General features: G+C 34.7%; 16 protein-coding genes, 13 tRNA genes and 1 pseudogene. 1 reads left to right on the forward strand and 29 read right to left on the reverse strand.

The window, feature by feature from the left end:
• Nucleotides 1-6 precede the first annotated feature (6 nt).
• The 14 genes and pseudogenes from NW240_RS05920 to NW240_RS05985 all read right to left on the reverse strand — a co-directional run bounded on the left by NW240_RS05920 (nt 7) and on the right by NW240_RS05985 (nt 16,671).
• Nucleotides 7-708, reverse strand: a complete 702-nt coding sequence (locus NW240_RS05920; RefSeq protein ID WP_258436584.1) for an ABC transporter ATP-binding protein — start codon at nt 706-708, stop codon at nt 7-9.
• 18 nt (nt 709-726) lie between these two features.
• Nucleotides 727-1,920, reverse strand: a complete 1,194-nt coding sequence (locus NW240_RS05925; RefSeq protein WP_258436586.1) for a class I SAM-dependent rRNA methyltransferase — start codon at nt 1,918-1,920, stop codon at nt 727-729.
• 72 nt (nt 1,921-1,992) lie between these two features.
• Nucleotides 1,993-3,165, reverse strand: a complete 1,173-nt coding sequence (locus NW240_RS05930) for a hypothetical protein (protein ID WP_258436587.1) — start codon at nt 3,163-3,165, stop codon at nt 1,993-1,995.
• A gap of 145 nt (nt 3,166-3,310) precedes the next feature.
• Entirely contained in the window at nt 3,311-4,729 is a 1,419-nt protein-coding gene (locus tag NW240_RS05935; protein WP_258436588.1) for a sodium:alanine symporter family protein, read from the reverse strand.
• Between the two features lie 455 nt (nt 4,730-5,184).
• Nucleotides 5,185-5,267, reverse strand: a tRNA-Leu gene (locus tag NW240_RS05940).
• A gap of 58 nt (nt 5,268-5,325) precedes the next feature.
• Nucleotides 5,326-7,509 (reverse strand): annotated as a pseudogene (locus tag NW240_RS05945) (Tex family protein).
• A gap of 4 nt (nt 7,510-7,513) precedes the next feature.
• Complete coding sequence (locus NW240_RS05950; RefSeq protein ID WP_258436590.1) at nt 7,514-8,248, reverse strand: metallophosphoesterase family protein; 735 nt, start codon at nt 8,246-8,248, stop codon at nt 7,514-7,516.
• A gap of 169 nt (nt 8,249-8,417) precedes the next feature.
• On the reverse strand, nt 8,418-9,689 hold the full coding sequence (locus NW240_RS05955; RefSeq protein ID WP_258436591.1) for an ABC transporter substrate-binding protein: 1,272 nt from the start codon (nt 9,687-9,689) through the stop codon (nt 8,418-8,420).
• A gap of 35 nt (nt 9,690-9,724) precedes the next feature.
• Nucleotides 9,725-10,546, reverse strand: coding sequence for a carbohydrate ABC transporter permease (locus NW240_RS05960; protein ID WP_258436592.1), 822 nt, complete (start codon nt 10,544-10,546; stop codon nt 9,725-9,727).
• A gap of 1 nt (nt 10,547) precedes the next feature.
• Nucleotides 10,548-11,447 carry a carbohydrate ABC transporter permease gene (locus NW240_RS05965; RefSeq protein ID WP_258436593.1) on the reverse strand — a complete coding sequence of 300 codons (900 nt, stop codon included), beginning with the start codon at nt 11,445-11,447 and terminating at the stop codon, nt 10,548-10,550.
• Nucleotides 11,437-12,480: an ABC transporter ATP-binding protein gene (locus tag NW240_RS05970; RefSeq protein ID WP_258436594.1), complete on the reverse strand. Its 1,044-nt coding sequence runs from the start codon at nt 12,478-12,480 to the stop codon at nt 11,437-11,439. The genes NW240_RS05965 and NW240_RS05970 overlap by 11 nt, the downstream gene beginning before the upstream one ends.
• 74 nt (nt 12,481-12,554) lie before the next feature.
• Nucleotides 12,555-14,111, reverse strand: a complete 1,557-nt coding sequence (locus tag NW240_RS05975; RefSeq protein ID WP_258436595.1) for a bifunctional UDP-sugar hydrolase/5'-nucleotidase — start codon at nt 14,109-14,111, stop codon at nt 12,555-12,557.
• A complete protein-coding gene (locus tag NW240_RS05980) occupies nt 14,104-15,450 on the reverse strand; it encodes an MBL fold metallo-hydrolase (protein WP_258436596.1) in 1,347 nt (448 codons plus the stop codon). Before NW240_RS05980 ends, NW240_RS05975 begins: the two co-directional genes overlap by 8 nt.
• 162 nt (nt 15,451-15,612) lie before the next feature.
• The gene (locus NW240_RS05985) at nt 15,613-16,671 is read right to left on the reverse strand and encodes a LysM peptidoglycan-binding domain-containing protein (RefSeq protein ID WP_258436597.1); all 1,059 of its coding nucleotides are present in this window, start codon (nt 16,669-16,671) and stop codon (nt 15,613-15,615) included.
• 574 nt (nt 16,672-17,245) lie between these two features.
• On the opposite strand from NW240_RS05985, the gene NW240_RS05990 reads away from it, so the two are divergent.
• A complete protein-coding gene (locus NW240_RS05990) occupies nt 17,246-17,536 on the forward strand; it encodes a helix-turn-helix transcriptional regulator (RefSeq protein ID WP_258436598.1) in 291 nt (96 codons plus the stop codon).
• A gap of 61 nt (nt 17,537-17,597) precedes the next feature.
• On the opposite strand, the gene NW240_RS05995 is transcribed toward NW240_RS05990, so the two are convergent.
• The 15 genes from NW240_RS05995 to NW240_RS06065 form a co-directional block, all read right to left on the reverse strand.
• The gene (locus NW240_RS05995; RefSeq protein WP_258436599.1) at nt 17,598-19,292 is read right to left on the reverse strand and encodes a class A beta-lactamase-related serine hydrolase; all 1,695 of its coding nucleotides are present in this window, start codon (nt 19,290-19,292) and stop codon (nt 17,598-17,600) included.
• A gap of 58 nt (nt 19,293-19,350) precedes the next feature.
• Nucleotides 19,351-20,058 carry a hypothetical protein gene (locus NW240_RS06000; RefSeq protein WP_258436600.1) on the reverse strand — a complete coding sequence of 236 codons (708 nt, stop codon included), beginning with the start codon at nt 20,056-20,058 and terminating at the stop codon, nt 19,351-19,353.
• A 98-nt stretch (nt 20,059-20,156) separates the two neighbouring features.
• Nucleotides 20,157-21,200 carry a ribosome small subunit-dependent GTPase A gene (gene rsgA / locus NW240_RS06005; RefSeq protein ID WP_258436601.1) on the reverse strand — a complete coding sequence of 348 codons (1,044 nt, stop codon included), beginning with the start codon at nt 21,198-21,200 and terminating at the stop codon, nt 20,157-20,159.
• A gap of 361 nt (nt 21,201-21,561) precedes the next feature.
• Nucleotides 21,562-21,647 (reverse strand) — tRNA-Leu (locus NW240_RS06010).
• Nucleotides 21,648-21,659: 12 nt separating this feature from the next.
• Nucleotides 21,660-21,730, reverse strand: a tRNA-Cys gene (locus NW240_RS06015).
• Between the two features lie 6 nt (nt 21,731-21,736).
• Nucleotides 21,737-21,808, reverse strand: a tRNA-Gln gene (locus NW240_RS06020).
• 18 nt (nt 21,809-21,826) lie between these two features.
• A tRNA-His gene (locus tag NW240_RS06025) sits at nt 21,827-21,899 on the reverse strand.
• 14 nt (nt 21,900-21,913) lie between these two features.
• A tRNA-Trp gene (locus tag NW240_RS06030) sits at nt 21,914-21,984 on the reverse strand.
• Nucleotides 21,985-22,018: 34 nt separating this feature from the next.
• Nucleotides 22,019-22,099 (reverse strand) — tRNA-Tyr (locus NW240_RS06035).
• Between the two features lie 5 nt (nt 22,100-22,104).
• A tRNA-Phe gene (locus NW240_RS06040) sits at nt 22,105-22,177 on the reverse strand.
• 6 nt (nt 22,178-22,183) lie between these two features.
• Nucleotides 22,184-22,256 (reverse strand) — tRNA-Asp (locus NW240_RS06045).
• A 12-nt stretch (nt 22,257-22,268) separates the two neighbouring features.
• A tRNA-Val gene (locus tag NW240_RS06050) sits at nt 22,269-22,341 on the reverse strand.
• Nucleotides 22,342-22,355: 14 nt separating this feature from the next.
• Nucleotides 22,356-22,427 (reverse strand) — tRNA-Glu (locus NW240_RS06055).
• 22 nt (nt 22,428-22,449) lie between these two features.
• Nucleotides 22,450-22,540, reverse strand: a tRNA-Ser gene (locus NW240_RS06060).
• A 20-nt stretch (nt 22,541-22,560) separates the two neighbouring features.
• A tRNA-Asn gene (locus NW240_RS06065) sits at nt 22,561-22,633 on the reverse strand.
• Nucleotides 22,634-22,685: the final 52 nt, after the last annotated feature.

Consider the following 22,685-nt stretch of genomic DNA (forward strand, 5'->3'; position numbering starts at 1 on the left):
TCCTTTCTACCAATGTAAATCTAATACATTAGTAGGATGCGGGTTTTGAACGACTTCCTCTACTTGTCCATTACGGATTTTAATCACGCGATCTGCCATTTTTGAAATCACTGTATTATGAGTGATTACCACAACCGTTGTGCGCGTTTCGCGACATGTATCCTGTAATAACTTCAAGATTTGTTTGCCTGTTTCGTAGTCTAAAGCACCTGTGGGTTCATCACATAGAAGTATTTTGGGTCTACCAGCTAAAGCACGCGCAATAGATACCCTTTGCTGCTCACCGCCCGATAGCTGAGCGGGAAAATTATCTAATCGATGGCCTAACCCCGCTTCTTTAAGCACTGTTTCTGCTTGCATATTACTTTTGGCAATATGGATCATTAACTCCACATTTTCTTTAGCCGTTAAATTAGGAACTAAATTATAATTTTGAAAGACAAAACCAACGTTATTTCTTCTAAAATGAGTTAACTGCTTGGCCTTGTACTTAGCAATATCTTCTCCATCTATAACAACTTGTCCGGAGGTCGCTTGATCCATTCCACCTAAAATATTTAGTGTAGTTGATTTACCAGCTCCGGAAGGTCCTAAAATAACCACAAACTCTCCTTCATCGATTGTAAAGCTGACTCCATCATTTGCTCGCGTAACGACTTCACCAGTTTTATATTCTTTTACAACTTCACTTAATTCAATATAAGACATTGTTACTCCCCGCCTTTCTTATTCAGAACAATAATATACTAAAACTTTAAGATACTGACTCGTAGAATCGACAGAAGAAGGATAATCTTCGGGAAGTCCAAAACTTTGAATCAATTGAACTTTCTTACCACTCAAGCGACCAGCTTCGTTCATATCTTCAATAAATTTATCTTTTGAGTAAGCTGAATGGTTTGTGGATAAGACACACAATCCCCCTGATTTAGTTATTTGAAACAAATTTTTAGCCAATGTTATATAATCTGTTAATGCTGAAAAAACATAACGTTTAGTTCGGGCAAAACTAGGAGGGTCACATACCACCATATCAAAATCTTTTGAGGAACGTTTGGCATAATCAATATAATCAAAGACATCCATGATTCTAATCTCGTTAGATAAGTTGTCGGTGTCCAGCTTGTTAATTAAAAAGTTTTCTTTACTGAGCTCTAATGAACGATTAGCTACATCAACACTGACAGTATTACTAGCTCCACCCAGGCTAGCCGCAATTGAAAATGCAGCTGTGTAAGAAAAAAGATTTAAGACAGACAACCCATGTGCTTGTTCTTGGATATACTTCCGCACTTCTCTTTGATCAAAGAAAAGACCCGTCATCCAATCCTGACCTAAGTAAATAGCATACTTTCGATTCTGTTCTTTGATAATTAGAGGCTGTGGGGCCTCTTTGCCGGTAACATGTTTGATTGCTTTCTCACTATCGTCAATTGGAAAGCGTTTGGTTTCATAAATGCCTATTACTTCAAGTGGGGATTCTAAAAGAATTTCAAGCCACCAATCGCGGTATTTGAAAGCACCTTTAGAATACCAGTTGATTTGAATAAAATGGTCATACCAGTCGATTGATAGTCCACCTAATCCGTCACCTTCACCATTAAACAAACGAAATCCTGTTGTAGTTGGATCGTCAATCAGAGATTGTCTATGTTCAATAGCCTCTTGAAAGTATATAGAAAAAAGTTCTTTTGACCATAAGTCTTCCAAGTTCAAACTAAAAACCCAAGCAAAACCTTTATTTTGCCGACCAATAAATGCTTGTCCTTTAAAGCTATGATTACGATCTGTAATAAAGATAATCATACCCTCAGGTGCATCTTTAATATTATCAGGATCTTCAAAATCTTCTAACTTTATTAACTGTTCTCCTGCTTGTATTCTTTGACTTGCAAAATCTTTTAAATAAAAATACTTCATTGTAATACCTCTTTCATTTTTAAGATTATTTATTCTGGAGTTCTTAAGAAAACAAGCAAATAGCTTATAACGTTACTTCTTCTCTTTAGTCAGTAGGCCTTCCATTAAATAATCAGCAGCTGCCGGACTAATTGTTTTAAGACTTGATCTTTCAGGAATAGATACTTTTTTAGGTTCAAAAGAATATTCTAAACGAACTCTTTTAGTAGAAAGTTCAGCTGTATCCTTGCTGAAAAAGTTAAACGCTACACTTTCTACAATTCCTTCCAAGATAACATCTAAAGTTTGTCTGTCTGAGTCAAAGTCCATAGAAAAACTCGTTAATTTATCAGTTAAGCCCTGACTCATTAAATTTAATGTTTTATTGAACTGTGGGGTTGGATGCTCCATTTCCTTAAATTGAAGGCTATTAGAAAATTCGGAATCAATCTTTACACCGAATAAAAAATCATTTGACTGTTCATTAATTTTTACTTGATGATTGAATTGATTTTCCCAATCTTGATACTCACTCATGATAGATGAAGTAGAAGGTTGAATCAAATGATCTAAACGATAGGAGATGGATAGAAAAGGTTGTTTATCAAAGAAAAGACTCGGAATATTGATTCTTTCAATTTTTAAATGATACTGATTCTCCTTATAACTTAATTGACCTTGTTTCACCTTCATTAATTTATCTTTATTAGGTATAAGTAATAAGGAGACTACTGGCTTTTCATTTAGATTAACAGTATCAATCGTTTCATTTGAAAACTCTGTGAAAAGATTAGTGTATTCAGCCATTTTATTATCAAATTGATAATCAAAAAAAGCTTGCTTAAAATAAGCTAAACTATCCAAAAAATCAAATTCTTTTACATAAAACAAACGATGTCTTCCGTATGATATAAAACTAAAATTTGCTGTCTCAGGGTAGTAATCATCCATTTGATACTTTAGATCACCTTTCAAATCTCCTTTTGAAGCATCCATTTTGAAAATTGCTTCCCCCATTTCTTGTTTTTCATCAAGATTTGTCCATTTCATTCTAACTTCAAATCTTTCGATATCTTCCATTTCCATTAATGATTCTGAAAGTTGTTCAAGCAATTCCTGATCCACTTCATTTTCTGTTAGATTTTCATTTTCTGTTAGTGATTCGGTGGATATTTGATTAGCTTTGACAGAATTAGGAGTACACAATATAGTCAAAATAAAGATACTTATAAAAAGCTTAATAACTATTTTTATTACTCTATCCATAAATTCTTCTCCTTTTTAAAATGTCTTACTATTATTATAAATGAAGTCATGCTTTAATACACTAATAATCGTTTAATAAGACTTACTAAAAAAAGCCCTCTAGTGTTAGAGGGCTTTTTTTGAAAAATATAATCGGTTAATCAGTTTATTCGTATTTATAATCCCATGATAAATGTTCCGCATCAAGTTGAACTTGTTTATCATAATCTTTAAGTACTTCTACTGTTTTTCCTGATAAAATGATCAGAGCAATTATGTTGGGTAAAGCCATCAACCCCATTGATAAATCAGCAATATCCCATACTACTCCGGGACTTGCAAAGTATCCTAGAGCAATTGCAAGTAAAGCAACTAATTTAAATGAATGGATGATTTTCCCATTGTCAAAGATAAATTTAACATTGGACTCTGCAAAGAAGAACCAACCAACTATTGTAGTTAATGAAAAACATGACAAGGCGATGGCTAAGAAAGACTCTCCAATTTTTCCGAATTGAATTTGGAAAGCAGTTTGTGTCATGACTTGACCATACTCACCTAATGCTTGGGGCGTCATAGCTTGGATTGTTTCAATGGAATAAGACCCTGTTAAAAGATTAATCATGACCGTTGCCACACAAATAATGAAAGTACATATAAAGACACCAATCATAGCAATAAATCCCTGTTCAGCAGGATGTGAAGTCACAGCTACCGCATGAGAATGAGGCGTCGATCCCATTCCGGCCTCATTTGAAAACAAACCTCTAGCTAACCCATATCGCATAGCTTGTTGAACACTAATTCCTAACGCCCCACCAGCTACCGCTTGAGGATTAAATGCGCTATTGATAATTAACTTGATGGTAGGAATCAGTTGATCAATATTTAAAATCATAATTAATAATGCCACTAATACATAGGCCATGGCCATAGTAGGTACGACACGCTCAGAAAATTTACCAATTCGTTCCATACCACCTATGAGAATCCAACCAACAACCAATATTAAAACACAAGCTATTAAGAATTGATTGAAACCAAAAGCTGTATTCATTGACGAAATAATTGAATTTGCTTGAACCATTATACCTACTATTCCAAGTGCAACAATGCACAAAACAGCAAAAATATATGCTAACCACTTTTGTTTTAAACCATTTTTGATATAGTATGCAGGTCCTCCAACTAATGTACCATCTGAAACTTCTCTTTCCCTAAAAACTTGAGCCATAGTAGCCTCAGCAAATATTGTAGACATACCTAAAAAACCAGAAACCAACATCCAAAATGCCGCTCCCGGACCCCCGCCAATAATAGCGGTTGCAATTCCTACAATATTTCCAGTCCCTACTTGAGCTGCAACAGCTGTAGCTAAGGATTGAAAAGGAGTCATTCCCCCTTCTTTAGCCGGCTTCCCTTTTATAATATCTGATATCATGCGTTTTAGGGCAGGAAAAACACGTGAAAACTGCGGAAAGCCCAAACGAACAGTCATAAATAATCCAATTCCAATAAAAGCGTATAAAAGAACATAATCCCATAAATAATTGCGAAGTGTTACTACAATATCTGAAAAATTCATTAAATAATTCCTTTCTTAATTAAAAAAAGCTAAAGTAAACCTGCCAAATAATAAACCGCTTTCATAATCGTGTCTCACTCCTTCCAAAATATTATTTGTCGCTGCATGTTAACCATACCATATGCCATAAGAAAATATAATAAAATTTATTAGTTTTTATAATGGTTTTAACTAATAGTATTATAGTCTTTAGATTATTTTTTTATATATTAATATTTAAACAAATTACACTCCAATATCTATAGAGCAATAAGAATTTGTTTAGTAATTATATAAATTTTTGATTGATTTCAGAATAATCATATTTTTCTTTTTTAGAAATATAAAACAAATATCGATTGAAATTTTATACTATTAAATAAATAAAAAATGGTGTGGATTCGTTATATCGAATCCACACCATTTCGTTAAGTTTATAGCTTTGAATTTAAATTTTGAAAATAAAGTTTACCCAATGCGGCCGAGAAGACTCGAACTTCCACATCCTTAAGGATACCAGCCCCTCAAGCTGGCGCGTCTGCCATTCCGCCACGACCGCTCTATCTATGACGATAGTATATATTGTAACGAATTGGTAACGCTTATGTCAACTTTTTTTATTTGCTTATTTGTTTTAAACCAATGCGTGAACGTTCACGGTCAATAGAAATCACTTCTACTTCAACTATATCTCCCACGGCTACTAACTCAGAAGGATGCTTAATGAATCGACCTTTTGGTGAATTTAGTTTAGATATATGAATAAGTCCATCCTGTTTAACTCCAATATCAACAAAAACGCCAAAGTCGACAACATTTCTTACAACACCCTGTAACTACATATTTTCCTCTAAGTCTTCCATCTTCAAAACATCGTCTCTTAAAATAGGCGCATCTTGACCATCTCGAATATCTTGACTAGGATTTATCAAGCCATTCAAGATATCGTTGGCTGTTTCTTTACCAATTTGATAAGTTTGAGCAATCTGCTGGGCGTCTAAAGATTTTAAAATTTGACTGCTTTCTTCTTGACCTATTTCTTCTAGAGACAAACCGTTATCTTCTAAGATCTTTTCTGCAATTGCGTATGATTCTGGGTGAATAGATGTCTGATCTAGAGGGTTTTTACCTTTTATAATACGTAAGAAACCAACAGCTTGTTCATAGGTTTTTGGTCCCATACGTTTAACTTTTTTAATCTGTTTTCGATCCGCAAACCTGCCAATCTCATCTCTTAAAAGAATCACATTCTTAGCTGTTGCATGGGTCATTCCAGATACACGTTCTAATAATTGAATACTAGCAGTATTAATATCGACCCCAACCTGATTGACTGTCATATTAACGACAAAATCTAATTCATCTGCTAATAAGTTTTGGCTAACATCGTGCTGGTATTGTCCGACCCCCATTGATTTAGGATCAATTTTTATCAACTCTGCTAGGGGATCTTGTAATCTTCTTGCGATAGAAACAGCACTTCTTTCTTCTACTTGATAATCTGGAAATTCTTCACGGGCAATTTCACTAGCTGAATATACAGAAGCTCCTGCCTCATTGACAACTATGAAACGAATTGGCCGATCAACCTGCTTAACTACTTCACTTACAAAGACTTCAGATTCTCTACTTGCTGTTCCATTACCAATCGCAATAACATCAACCTGATGCTGTTCAAGCATGGACTTTAAAATAGTCGCTGCTTGTTGGCGCTTATAATCAGCTACAGGTGGGTGTGGATAAATAACTCCCTTATCAAGCACTCGACCGGTTTCTGAAATAATCGCCAATTTGCATCCCGTACGGTAAGCTGGGTCTAATCCAAGAACACGAGCACCCTTCATAGGAGGCTGTAAAAGTAAGTGACGTAAGTTCTCTCCAAAAATAGCAATCGCATGACGATCCGCTCTTTCGGTTTGTTCACTCCTAATTTCACGCTCAATTGCCGGTTGAATAAACCGTTTATATGCATCTTTAAGCGCTAACTCAATCCGCTCTTTTTGCTGGTTAGGCAGATCTTCATCTAGAATATGCTTTTCCATATATTGAAGCGCAGGTTCCTCATCTACTTGGATTTTAACTGAAAGAACCCCTTCTTTTTCACCACGATTAGATGCTAGGACACGATATTCAGCAATTTTCATTAATTTTTCTTGAAAATCGTAATACATCTGGTAGACTCCACGTTCATCTAAGTCTTGGTCTTTTAAAGTGGTGGTCCAATAGGCATTATATTTTGTGTATTTTCGAATAAATTCTCGGAAATCTGCTCGATCTGATATTTGTTGAGCAATAATCTCATGGGCACCTTCGAGTGCTTCGTCTACTGATGAGACCGCCTCATTAAGATACTTTTCTGCCTCTTGCTCTAGTGAAGCATCCAAGTCTTTATTAGTTAGTATCCAACTTGCTAAAGGTTCTAAACCATTCTCAATTGCCACCATGGCTTTGGTCCGACGTTTTTTCTTAAAGGGACGGTATAAGTCTTCTACTTGTTGTAGTGTCTGTGCCTGCTCAATATTTTCTCGAAGGTCAGTGTCCAACTTCCCTTGTTCCTCAATCGCTTTTAAGACATCCTCTTTGCGTTGATGGAGATTTAAAGCATATTGGTAATGCTTATCGATATCATAGATTTGAACCTCATCCAGAGAGCCAGTCATTTCTTTACGGTAACGTGAAATAAAAGGGATTGTATTCCCTTCCTCCAATAAATTAAGAACCGCATTAATTTGATTGACTTTTATATTTAATTCCTTGCTAATAGATTTGATAATACTTGCTTGATTGTTTTCATTATTCATCCTATCATTCTCCTTCTAAAACTGGAACGGAATACATTTGAACCACTGCTGTTTTACTAACTTTCATAGCATGCAGTTCTCCTCCAAATACACAGCCACCGTCAATTCCCCATTTCATATCCTTACGCCAAATACTGGAGTTATAGTAATTTTGATGAAGAACCATTGTTGGAGTGTGCCCAAAAATAATTTGTTTACCGGTAGAATTCTTTGTCTGATGAAACCTGTCTCTAATCCACAAAAACTCATGGTCAGAAGTATTCTTCCAGTTTTCAAGCGACAAATCTACACCAGCATGAACAATAATGAATTCTCCATATTCAAAATAATATGGGAGGCTTTCTAACCAACTTTCAAGCTCAGGATAAGTCTGTTTAATCTGACGAGCTAGTCGTCTGGCTTGTGATTTTACGACTTTTTCTTCAGGGATATTTAACAACTGACAAATAGTCGATACTCCACCATTCATAATGTAATGATTAAAAAAATTATGTGGACTTCGCAAAAAATTTAAGAGCATTGATTCATGGTTTCCTCTTAAACAGAGGGCATTCTTTTCTTCTTGAAGTTGCCATACTCGGTTTAAGACAGCTAAACTATTATATCCACGATCGATATAGTCTCCAATAAAAACTAAGCGCTCTTGATTAGGTTGCCAATTTGCTAATAGTAGCTCTAATTCATCACTCATTCCGTGAATATCCCCAATAACAAATAAGTCCTCTGGATTGTTTTTCACTCGTTCACCGCCTTTAAAATCGAATGAATTAAGTATAACATAGCTTAACAAGCAGGAAAATCATAGATTACCTTTATATAAATCCTTATAAATAAAAGACCCTCAAGCTAGTTAAAATGAACTGCTTGAAGGGCTTTCCTAATTAAATATAAGTGTTTTTATTTTCCGTTTATAAACCAAGATGTCCTTTAACTAAATCTTCAATATTTTGAAGTTCAGTCATTGGATCTGAATCGTTAATGAAAACATTTTCGATTGCAGTATTTAATTCGGTGAAAACTTCCGAACTTCCTACATAAGGAACTTGAGATCTACCATATTTTAATTCTTTGGTTGCTGCTTCAGCATATGGGACTTCAGTTAAATATTCTTGCCAAATATCTGATTCTACACCCGATTTTGTAATTGGAAGGTAACCTGTTTCTGTAGCCCATTGTGCTGTGTTTTCAGTTTGAAGAATGAATGACATAAATTGGATAGCTCCAGCAATTTCCTCATCAGATGCTGAGGCAAAAATACCCAAATCATTCCCTGCAAATAGAGTTAATGGTTCTCCTTCTCCATAAACAGGTAGTTCAGCTGTCACCATATTCATACCTGATTCTTCTACTCCAGGTAATACGTGCGGAAGGCCTGCAGACGATCCAATATAAAGAGCTGTGGCACCTTGTGAGAAAGGTCCTGACATATAACCATCTTCTCCGGCAATTCGTGCATGATCTTCATTAATTAAATCTTTCAAGAATTGAAGGGTTTCAACTGATTGATCAGATGCAATGTCTGTAGCTGAAATATCTTCCGCAATCCAAGTTGCACCATTTTGTCTAGCCATTGTTTCTAGTTCCATTGATGGCCCATTTTCTAAGCCCATTGCTTGTGCATCAATTCCAGCTTCATCTAAAGCTTTACCTAATTCTAAAACTTCTTCCCAAGTTGTAGGAATTTCAGCTCCTACTTCATCTAATAAATCTTGATTTACATACATCATACGTACTGACTTTGAAAAAGGAAGTCCATAAATTTGTCCATCCATGGTAACACCCGTCATAAAGCCTTCGTATATATCCTCACGTAATTCTTGTGTAAATCCATTTTCATCTGTTAAATAATCATCTAAGGGTAAAGTTAACCCTTGGTCTTTAAAATCAACAACCGTTGATGCTGTTAATTGAGCCATAACTGGTAAATCTTTAGAAACACCTGATGCAATAATTGATTGTTGAAGAGATGCATAATCGCCCTGATTTTGTTCAACCACCTTATATTGATCTTGAGACTGATTAAAAGCTTCGACTAATTTAGTTAAAGCTTCTTGGTGGGGGCCATTCATAGCATGCCAGAAGGTAATTTCAACTGGCTCTTGAGCGTTTGCAAACGAAGTGAAAACATTGCTAAAGGAAAAGACTAATAAAGCAGCCAACAATACTTTGATTTTTTTCATTTTTTTCTCCTTTTCTATTGACTAAGAAACAACGACTACCCCTTCAAACCAGATCTTGAGATTCCACGAATAATATGCTTTTGGAAAACGAGATAAAAAATTATCATTGGAATTACTACAATCGCAGAAGCTGCCATCAGCAATTCAAACTTCGTTCCCGCTTCCGTCGTAAAGGCCTGTAACCCTACTGGAAGTGTTCGCATATTTCGATCAGTGGTCACAATTAGTGGCCACATGAAAGCGTTCCAAGAACCAATGACCTTCAAAATCATCACTGCTATGATAGAAGATTTTGATAAAGGAACCATCATCTCCCATAGAAAGCGCCAATCGCTGGCACCATCTGTTTTCGCAGCGTAATATAATTCGTCGGGTACACTTTGAAAGGACTGTTTTAAAGTGAAAACTGAAAAGACCGATGCCAACCAAGGTAAAATCAAGGCACCATAAGTATTAATCAGACCCCAATCTGATAAGGTAACAAAATTGGGGATAGTCATCAGTTCTCCAGGAACCATCATAGTTCCAAGCAAAATAACAAAGAGTAAATCTTTGCCCCAGAATTTCATTTTAGAAAAAGCAAAAGCTGCCAATATACTCGTAAAAATTTCCCCGGATGTCGTTGTAAAAGTTACAATTAAGCTGTTAATAAAGTAGCGACCAAAGGGTGCTGCTTCCAAAGCTTGTTTATAATTGGACCATTGGGGAGAGTCCGGTAACCAGATGGGCGGAATAGCAGTCGCTTGTCCGGCCGTCTTTAAAGAAGTAGCTAGCATCCAATAAAAAGGAAGCATCATCATTAAGCCACCTAATGATAAGATCAAATAGATCACAATTAAATGCCAAGTTTTTTTCATTTTAACCGCCCCTCTTTTCAAAATAACGATTTCCAAAGTATTGAATCAAGGTTATTATCAACACTATTCCGAATAGAACCATTCCGGTTGCGGCCGCCATTCCGTAATCATACTGCTCATAGAATTTGCGGTAAAGATAATATACAAGGGTTGTCGCTGATCCAGCCGGACCAGGTCGGCCATTAAACAAAGCAAAGACTTCATCAAATACTTTAAAACCATTAATCACACTAACGACTGTTAAAAGAAAGATTGTCGGTCTTAAGAGAGGTAAGGTAATACGGAAAAATCTTTGCCAAGCATTAGCACCATCTACCTTGGCTGCTCGATAATAGGATTCATCGATATTTCCCAAACCAACCAATAATAACAAGATGTTAAAACCAAGTCCTTTCCAAATAGCCATGATAATGACAGCTGGCATAGCCATTTGGGAGGAATTCAACCAGTTAATAGCGTCTATTCCAAACCATGATAGAAAATAATTGATTAAACCATACTGAGAATGAAATAACCAAGACCATACAATTGAAATAGCTACAGTAGATGTTACGAAAGGTAAAAAGTATATGGTTCGAAAAAGTCCTTTAACCCATGGAATTTGATTTAATAAAACAGCTATTAATAAAGAAATAGCTAAAGAGCTAGGGACCACACAAAGAACGTATAAGCCGGTATTTTTTAAGGCTTTATAAAATTGCGGATCTTTAAAAATTTGCTGATAGTTCTCCCATCCTCTTTGTTCGACGATTCCTGTAAAAATGTTGTATTCCGTATAAAAACTCATATCAATGGATTTGATAATAGGGAATATTATGAAGATAAAAACGATTGCCATCATTGGTAACAAATATAAGAAAGCTTGAATGGTTGATTGTAAATCTGCTTTTTTATTCATCATTCTCACCCATCAAACCTAATAAGCGATCACCTTTAGCATCAAAGGCAAGAATTCTAGATGGATTAACGCCTAACATTATTTCTTCACCTATTGAAATATTAGGATCTATATCAGAAGCAACCATGTTTTGATTTCCTGCTTTTAAATGAACGGTTATATCTTTACCAATTTGATCGACTCGCTTCAGTTGAGCTTTGATGAGATAATTGTCTGAATCTCCTATATAAAGGTCTTCAGAACGAACCCCTAAAGTTGACCAATCTTTATTTAAAATAGCATGATTGGGGTTGAAGCCTTCGAAATCGCGCTGCAAAGTATTAATAACTGGAGTCCCTATAAATTTAGCGACAAATAAATTATTAGGTTGCTGATATAGAGAAATAGGGTCAGATATTTGTTGAATACTTCCATCTTGTAATACCATCACCTTATCTGCTATTGATAAGGCTTCTTCTTGGTCATGGGTGACGAAAACAGTGGTAATACCTGTTTCTTGCTGTATACGTCTTATTTCTTCACGCATTTCAATTCTTAAACGGGCATCCAAGTTTGATAAAGGTTCATCCATTAATAAAATAGAAGGCTGCTTAGCTAAGGCTCTTGAAATAGCAACCCTTTGCTGTTGTCCTCCAGATAGTTGCCGTGGGTATTTATCTAACTGATCGGAAATTCTTGTCAGTGCCGCCATTTCTTCGGCTCTTTCAATACGTTCATTTTTCTTCATTTTAGCCATACGAAGTGGAAACATAATGTTTTCTTTAACAGTTAAATGAGGATACAAAGCATAGTTTTGAAAAACTAAACCAACCTCTCTTTTTACTGGATCTAATTTGGTTACGTCTTGGTCATCAAAAAATATGCTACCAGATGTTGCATTTAAAAGTCCTGATATTAAGTATAGAGTGGTTGATTTCCCACATCCGGAAGGCCCTAAAAACGAAATGAGTTGATGAGCTGGCAGTGTGAAGTTTATTTTGTTTAATACGACTTTCTCTTCAAATTGCATGGTTACATCTTCAAACCGGACTTGCATTTTTTCGCTCCTTATTAAGTGTATTTTGTTTATTAGAAGTTTTTTAGACTAAATTAAACTTTGAAAGAGATTGCTTAATTTTCATTAAAAGCTGTCCATTGGATATGCTCATAATGATGATTGATATCTTTCCATTCCGTAGCTGTCATTTGTTCCATACCTTCAACTATTAATTGAATCATATCTTTATCAATCATATTAACAATTTTAGCTTTGGTAAACATACTATAATCGCCTCCCCCAACAGCACGGTATTGGGTGAGCGCTAAATGGTAATGTTTTTGTTTATCAATTACTTCTTGTGTTTTTTCATTAATTAATTTGACTACACGCTTACCGATTGGTTGATTCAAATCGACCTCTATAGATAAACCCGTGTATAAGTCATAATTATAATGCTTAGGTTTAGGATAAATATAAGAAGGATTTACAGCTATTTTGCCGGATGAATCGAATGTAAAATAAGCAAAATTATGCTCCATGGCTTCATATATATCCTGACCACTCACTAGGCTAACAGCAATTTGGTTGTAATAAGGATAAATATTCAACAGTTCTCCCCGCCTAACTTCACCTTGAAAATCTACAAAGTGATCGTTGAGCAAGGATATACCTGCGAAGTCTGCACCAGTTTCATTTAACATCGTTCTAGTTAAAAACTCAGCAAAAGGATGGCCTTTCACTCTTGCTTGATGAAGATTTCGAGTGGGCATCTCCATAGGGGCATTTCCTAAGACTTCATCCAACCACTTAAGGCTCTGACTATATTCAGGCTCTAATGGACGAACATTTTCAATGGCTTCGCAAGTTGTGAAAGAGTGTAGAGCCCCTTCAAATACTGGAGAAGCATTTTTATTTAAACTCACAATAACTTCGCCCACCTTTTCACCACCATAACCTGGCTGAATGACAAAGGAATCATTAAAAGGTTGACAAATCTGACGATGCTGATGACCTGTTAATAAAAGGTCTATTTCAGGAATCTCACTGATCATCTTATATCCTTGATTTTCTCCAGTTTGAGCTTCTAAAGCTTCTCCCGAAGTTAGGTCTGCTTCAAAGCCACCATGATAAGCAACAACTAATAAATCCACTTGAGGTTTTAAAAATTGTGCATACTCTTTAACCGTTTCAAAAGCATCTAAAAACTCTAAGCCGTCATAATTTTCTGGTAACTCCCAGTGCGGTATATAGTGAGTGGTTACACCAATAATTCCGATTTTATAATCCTCAATATTAATGACATCATAGGCTTTTCCCTTATAGGGCTTTTTTGTTTTTTGATCTACAATATTACTACATAATATTTGGGCATTTATTAAGTCTAATGCAGAGTTTTGATAGGCCATCCCATGATTAAATTCATGATTACCAATAATTTGATAATCATAGTCCAAATCATTCATCATTCGAGCATAAGGAGCTGCACTCTTTGTCACTTGACTGGTATAGCTCGACATAGGTGATCCTTGAATAAAATCGCCTAAATCAAATTGTAGTGTCTTAATCGAATCTTCTTTTAATTGATCAATTAGCCCTACAGTGTTCTTTAACGAATACTCAGTCTGATCAGGATGATGGTGCCATTGACCATGTGTATCACTAGTTATTAAAAAGCGGATTTTAAGCATTGTTCCCCTCCAGAATCTTGTCCATCGTATATATTTGGCCATACTGAGGATAGAAAACATTCAAACCTTTGGTTTCTAACTCTTGACCAAAAGCCTTTGGTTTAAATGTATGCCATGGAATAACAACTTTTGGTTGAATCGCATAGGCAATCATCAACAAATCTGATTGGGAGGCATGTCCTGAGACACCAGCCTGATAGAAGTCCCAACCGTATTCAACCATATTGGTTAAAAACTCCTCATAACCAGCCATAAAAGATCCTAACGGTACTCCGTTTGAATGTAAATAAACTCCAGCTGGTAATTGATAAAGAACCTGATGACGTTCATAATCAATTAATAATATATAGTCATTAGGCGAATTTTTCAATTCTTCAGCACTTACTGAAAAACTCGTTTTTTCAGTTTCTTCACTTAAATAAAAAATATTATCAATTCTTTTTGAAAAAAAGTTTTCAAGTAATTGGTAATACGCTTTATCTAAGACAAATTTTCGTTGATTATTTTTAGCTATTTCATTTATTTCTAATAGTCGTTGTATATTTTGTGGGTACAAATTAATGGTTATTATGTCTTTTAGTTTTTCACTCATCAGTTGGTCAATCGTCTTTAATAATTGGCGCTCATTTGAACAAGATAAGTTATGGATTTTTTCTTCAATAGTTAAGAGCGGTGCTGGATCATCTCCAAAATTAGAAAAAGATGTTCCTTCAATTAATAATAAGTCTGGCTCAAAAGAATGGGCTTCTTCTACCCATTTGAGCACTCTTTGAGGGTTATAACCACTTAATCTTAAATCTCCTGAATGGACAACTTTTAAATCATTGGTTTCAATAAAAATTGCACTTGCACCTTCTGTATCATGATCACTTTCTTTAAAAGTTATCTTAAAGGGACCATGCTGAATAATTGTTGGATAAGGAACACCTTGCCAATTAACATCATATTTAGGCAAAAAGGAATTTTCTACTAAGTTTTTATAAAAGTTTAATGCTTTTTCGGATGTATATACAGGAACTTGTTTGCTTATTTGCCCTAAAGAACCTAGATGATCAAGATGCAAGTGGGATAAACAAATGGCAGTATTCAATGAACTCGCCTCAAAAGAAGTTAATGAATTTGAATTTAACTGGCTTTGAGAATAAAGGCCTTCCACCTTTGGCAATAAGCTTTTTTCGAGGAATTTTTCAGTCAATGAACGATCTAACAATTGTTTAATATCGGCTCCTACAAACGCTCCAAAATCCATTATCACTTGATAATCATTTTTTTGAAGGCTAATAATATTTCCTCCTATTGTATCAAGGCCACCTAAGAATTCAATCTTTGTTTGACTCATCAACTGTTCCTCCCTTTTTAATCTATACCTTCACCAAGAAGATTTCATCGTACCATATAATAGGACTAGAATTCTACATAATTCTCCAAATTAAAATCTATTAAACTTAAGCTTATTATTAAGAAAATAAAAAAAGCTGAGATCATTAGATCTCAGCTTTTTTTAATACCAACCTCTTGATTGAGAATGTGACCATGCTCCAGATATTGAACCATAACGATTTACCATGTAATCATACATCCATGATAATTGAGTGTAAGGATTGCTTTGCCAATCAGCACCGTGAGAGGCCATTTTGTTTCCTGGTAAAGCTTGTGGTAATCCATAAGCACCAGAAGATGGATTTTTAGCAAATGTATTCCATCCTGATTCACGATTAATGATAGCTTTCCAATAACCTTTTTCAACTTCAGAAACACCCTTCTCAGCAGTTATTCTTTCAAATGCTGCATAAGGATCCGTGCTACTATTATCTACAACAGTTGTTTCAACTATTTCTTCAGTCGTTTCAACACTCGTAGTGATACTAGTGGTTGTATCAGAGACACTTGTTTCAAGTAAATCATTAATAAAAGCAGTAGACTCGATTGTTATATCTGCCGTTTCAAAGTCTTCAGTAGTTAACTGTTCCTCGGTGATTTCAGTGCTCGTTGTGTCTATTTCAATCGCTGGTAGAAATTCTTCACTTGTTTCAAGAGTTGTTTCAATAACTTCGATAGGTAACCCTTCCTCAGAAGTAGTTGTTAATTCCTCTTGAAAATCCTTGATTTCGAATTCTTCAGCCTTTTCAACTACTAAGAGGCTTTCTTCTGAATCAACTTCTGTTCTAATTGAGCTGTTTTCAGTCTCATGAGCTGGAACCGTTACTTCTTCATCTCCTTGACTATATGAGATGGTACCAGAGTTTGAGTTAAAACGCAGCTCAGCGCCTGCCATTATCAAATCCGGATTAGCTATTTGGTTAATTTGAGCTAAATCATTGACTGATATACCTGTTGCTTCAGAAATACTAATTAAAGTATCTCCCCATTGAATAACATAGACTTCGTTCTGTTTTTCAGTCATTAAATTGATTGCACGACGAATCTCATCGACTGTCCTCTGTTTCCAAATCATCGCCAGACTTTCTTGATTATGTTCTTGAGCTAATGTCGTTTGTTCAAAAGCTGTACCATGCAATACCATTGACGAAATTACTAAACTAATTATTGACTTTTTCATAAATACTCCTTAAAATTATCACCTTGATGGCGAGTTATTATTAAAACTAATATAAAGGTATCTTAAACAAGATTATTAATAAGTGCACGTTTATTAAGTACTTGTTACCTATGATTAAGCAATTCGATTAAGAATAGCAACATAGGTTACAGTGATGTTACAGTCAGTTTATTACATATCAGCATAAGTCTTTTTATAAAATTATGGTTTAAATAAAATAATATACTGATGAATTCGTTAATTATTTTTTTTTTTTTATATCTTTAAATAGGCAAATCAATAAATCTCTATTATTTAAAATAAAAATTCAAAATCTATAATTATAATTTAAAACCATTCTAAAATCTATCAATATAGTAATTTAATACATTTTTCTTCTTACAAAAATAAAATGATATCCTTATTTTGCTATCTAAAATTTTATAAACTTATATTAATTTTAATTACTTAACAATTATTATAAAATTTTCGTTAAATTAAAAATGTAAAAAAATCATGAAAAATTCTTACTATAAATGGGGAATATGTGATACAATCTTACTAGTCATTAAAATAGATGAAATGGAGGGAAAAGATGCAAACATACGGAATAAAATCAAAAAATTTGGCTGGATATGTTAATGTGCTAAAACTTTTATCACATCCTATTCGTTTTTCAATAGCATTGCTATTAAAAAATAATGGTGTCATGAATGTTAGCAAAATTCAACAAGACCTAGAATTAACTCAATCCACTGTCTCTCAACATATTAGTAAATTACGTGACGCGAAAATTGTCTCTGCAGACCGTGATCGAACTAAAATTTATTATTCCCTTTCTAGCGACATAGCAAAACTTATTTTAGAAACTTACGAAAAAATTTAAACTGCAATTATCTTCAATTAAAATAATACCGGCCTAATCTTAGATTAGGCCGGTATTATTTCTAATTCAAATTATTCTCATCTACCATATTTTCTGCAGAACTATTTAACATTTCTTGCTCTTTTGCCTCTAAATATTCCTGTGGATTCGTTACCTTTTCCCATAAGAGTGATCGATGACTGATATAAACATCATAAACAGCTTTAGATAAAATTCCTATTTGATCTGGAATCGCATCGTAATTATAAGGATTTTCTGTATAAACAGCTATTGTGTAAGTACCGTAATCCGTTTGAAAAGCTGCCACATCATTTTGCTCTGTCGATCCCACTCCCGTTTTATTCCAAGTGATTACGTATGGCATATATAAAGAAAGATACCTGTAAGGATTCATCATTAATTTTTGAATTAGTTGCTCATCCCAAGGTTCACCATTGAGTTCATTACGTGCCATTAAGGCAAAATATCTAGCAGCATCTCCTGGCGAAGTTTGAAACCTACGGTTAGTAGAACCGTGATAATATTTTCCATCTACAAAAGTATCTTTTAAATCAAATTTATGGACAAAGGGTGTGATCCATTCTCCTTCTCCTGCTACTTCTATTAACATGTTAGCAGCAGTATTATCAGAGTATAAAGCAATCAGATCCACTAAATAATCTACTGTATATTGTGATCCGCTGGGTTCTCCTTGTATGATTCCAGCACCCGGTACTCGATTTTCATCGGATAAGATAACCAAAGAACTTGGGGATAAGTCACCGGATTTATAGAGATCATAAATTTTTCCCAGAACGTAAATTTTTTGAGTAGAGGCTGGGAAAAATATTTTATTATTTACTGATACCTGTGTAAGATGCTCACTATTAACAAAGGAAGCTCCTGCCGTTGCACTAACATAACCTAAATAAGTTTCTAAAGTATCTTCTATATCATCTAAAAGTTCTCTTTCACTATAATGTGTTAACACATATTCATTATATGATGAGTCTTTTCTAATCCACCCAAGTTCGTCATAACCAAAATATACATGTAACCAAGTTCCATTTTGATTTGTAAGTTCTTGAGTTACCTCCATTGGACTATCAACCATTTCTTGAGTATCTTGTAGATAACGTGAACTGAACACACCTGGAGGATCTGAGTAAATTTTTAAATCAGAGGACTTAATAAGAATACTATACTCAATTGATCTCAAGGTAAAATGCTCTCTTTTTTTATTTGCAGTCATGTAGAAGGGATATTTATTGACAGCAAAAAGATCTTCAACTTGTTTCATCAATAATTCACTATTAGTTAATTTTGATTTTAGACCTTCTTGATAGTAACCTTTGCTCTTATCTTCTTGGAACCATCCAGTGAAAGGTAAATTCTCTTGATAAAGAACCTTTTTTAATCCGTCACTTTTCCATGTAAGCTCTGCCACTCCAACTTCTTCCACAATTGGATTGCGGTTAATTGGTGAGGTTAAAGTCGCTCTAATAAGTTGAGGTCGATTATAAAATCTTGGCATATATTGATTAGTTAATTCGGATGACAGTGAAACATTTTCGGTTTCAAAATCCATTTTTAAAATTGGATTTTGAGTCAAATCAAGTTCTACACTTTCAAAATCGATACTACTATCAATCGGTTTTTTAAAAAGGCCTTCAATTAAATAACGATTGGTGGAAGAAATAAAGGTAAAATAAAGTGTTGAAAAAAGAGTTGCTGTAATTAGAAAAGAAAGTAATTGTTTTTGATAACTATCATTCAAACTTAGTCGCTCCTTCGCCTTATATCACTGGTTAATATACCAATAACTAATAAAAAACTCAATCCTTACTAATATAATTAAATTTCGGCGTATAATAATCTAAAAGTTCTTGAGTAAAGTAAATCGTTGGATAGTCTTGCTCAAAAGTAGATAAACTTAATTGCTCTTTCAAGTCAAGAGGGTCTACATTAAGATATAAAGAACGGTCAGAAATAAACGCTTCATACTCATCTTGTAAATTAGCATAGTCATTTTTCTCATATCTTTGATTGGCGATTAACTTAAATACAAATTCTTCAAATGCTCTCTCATTAATTCGATCATAAGGATTCCCAGTCAAATTAAGGTGAACTTGGACATAATCTGGGAAAGACATGTTGCTTATTTCAGCCATTTTTTTCACTTTTTTTTGATAATCATTTTGAAACTGTAAGAGTTCACTTTGATTAATTATAGTCTGACTGGTTTCAGCATAAAAGGTGAATAAATAGGGTAGTAGTTGGTCATAAAAATAAAATTCAGTTAAACGATACTTAAGATCATTGTAGAAATAATTTTCTAAATCTTGATAACTATAAATATTCGGAAGATTTAGATTTAATATCATATCATCTGACAATTCTTTTATGTTTGGATAATATAAATTTGTTATTTCCTTAACTTTTAATTCAACCTGTTTGATTAAAAACTCTTCTTTTATTTCAAGATACTTCTTTGGAACCAAAATATCCTCTTTTTCAAAATAAGTCTCTACTGCACTAATCACTTTTTTCACCTCTTTATAATAATATAAAATTATCAACCTATTTATTATACCTTATCGTTGTCATATAAACTAGCTCATATAGTATTGATAAGAATAGATTAATGGTTATTATTCAGAATTCCTGACTTAGTAATTACTTTCATTCGTTTATTTGTTTTTCCCTTTTTATTTTTTCGTATAATATATTCCTCATACCGTCTCTCTTTATCTTTATATTTTAAATAACGATCATACAACTCTTTTGATAAATCTCCTTTTTCTATTGCTAATTGAATAGCACATCCAGGCTCATTAACATGTGAACAATCATTAAATTTACATTTTAATGAAAGGTCATATATACTTTGAAAAAGAAGTGTATCATCTGTCTGTCTATGAGATGCAATAGTTTTAAAACCAGGTGTGTCTATAATATAAGAAGATGTTTTACTAAGGAAATACATAGATGATGATGTGGTTGTATGCTTACCTTTACCATCACTTCTTACTTTTTGAGTTGACAATTCTTTTTTATTCAAAACTGTGTTTATCAAAGTAGACTTTCCTACCCCTGAAGATCCGATTAGAATAGACGTTTTTCCTTTTTCAAAAAGATTGATTACTTTTTGTATCGATATAGGATTATAAATGGATAATTGAGCGACTTCTATGTTTGGATAAATTTTTAAAATTTCATTTTCAATAATAGACGCTTCTTCATTATAGTCTGATTTTGAAATAATAATATGCATATCCTTAGCCATATGATAGAAAGTAGAAACATATCGTTCAAATTTTCCTAAAGAAAATCTTTGATCAGCTGAAATAAGAATAAATATTTGGTCAACATTTGCTGCTACTAATTGTTCTTTATCATTATATGCAAAACTTTTTTTTGATGTACTTTGAGCTTTTGTAATTAAGCTCTCTCTTTCTAGCAAACTAGTTATATAGTATTCTCCCTTAACTTTCTCCACTAGCACATAATCTCCAACAACAAAATCACAATTTTTTAAATCCACTCGTACCCAAATTGATTCGTCTTCTTTATTATGAAGAGTTAGAAATGCATTATTACGTCTTGTGATGCGATAGATATTTAAATTGTTACTTAAACCATATTTAGAAATGTATGAATTAATATCATAATCTTTTTTTATCATTAATTAGTCTCCTATCTAAATTATCCTTTTAGGCTACATAAAGCTATCTATTTTAAGTAAAGATGATGAATTTAGAAAAAGAAAATAAATTCTATAATTGCTTAAATATAATTAAAATAAAAAAGGATCTAAGATTAATCTTAGATCCTTAAATATATTCTATGACTGATGATAGGGTGGTACATAGCGACAAAAAACCCTAGCAAGAGCCCTTTGAAGAGTCTTTAGATTAGAATCTGAATTTTTGTATTCTAAATTCATCTTGCACCACTCCTTTCAAATTTATAAAAAAATTATACATTATAATTGAGAGAAAAACAATAAAAAGCTCCTTCCTACTAAGGAAAGAGCTTTAAATGAATAGCGGTGGCCGGGGTCGAACCGGCACGCCGTGTAACCGGCACTGGATTTTGAGTCCAGCGCGTCTGCCAATTCCGCCACACCGCCGTTATAGATATAAGGCGGTAGTCGGATTTGAACCGGCGATCAAGGTTTTGCAGACCCGTGCCTTACCACTTGGCTATACCGCCATGAAACTGGGGTAGCTGGATTCGAACCAACGAATCACGGAGTCAAAGTCCGATGCCTTACCGCTTGGCTATACCCCAATAATAAAAATATAAATAGGCGACTGATGGGAATCGAACCCACGAATGTCGGATCCACAAACCGATGCGTTAACCACTTCGCCACAATCGCCATCATATCTTTAACAGGGACTGTAGGAATCGAACCCACACTGACGGTTTTGGAGACCGTTGTTCTACCGTTAAACTAAGTCCCTAAGAAGGAAAATGGTTAGCAATCCCTATTAAAAATGGAGGGGGGCAGATTCGAACTGCCGAACCCGAAGGAGCGGATTTACAGTCCGCCGCGTTTAGCCACTTCGCTACCCCTCCAGCAATGGCTTGAGACGGAATCGAACCGCCGACACCTTGAGCTTCAATCAAGTGCTCTACCAACTGAGCTATCAAGCCTAGAAACGGTCCGGACGGGATTTGAACCCGCGATCTCCTGCGTGACAGGCAAGCATGTTAACCCCTACACCACCGGACCAATATTTAATTATGGGGAATGACGGGCTCGAACCGCCGACATCCTGCTTGTAAGGCAGACGCTCTCCCAGCTGAGCTAATTCCCCGATGACGCTTTTTATGACCCGTACGGGACTCGAACCCGTGTTACCGCCGTGAAAGGGCGGTGTCTTAACCGCTTGACCAACGGGCCAATAATAAACAATATGATAATACGGAGAGTAAGGGATTCGAACCCTTGAAACGTAGATTATACGTTTACACGGTTTCCAACCGTGCTCCTTCGGCCAGCTCGGACAACTCTCCATGCTAACCATTTATCACAACTCCGCCAGTAGGGCTCGAACCTACGACATCATGATTAACAGTCATGCGCTCTGCCAGCTGAGCTATGGCGGAATAACTTTGATATGACACGCGTGGCAACGTCCTACTCTCACAGGACCAAAGG

This window comes from Facklamia sp. 7083-14-GEN3, assembly GCF_024742075.1.
GTDB lineage: Bacteria > Bacillota > Bacilli > Lactobacillales > Aerococcaceae > Facklamia.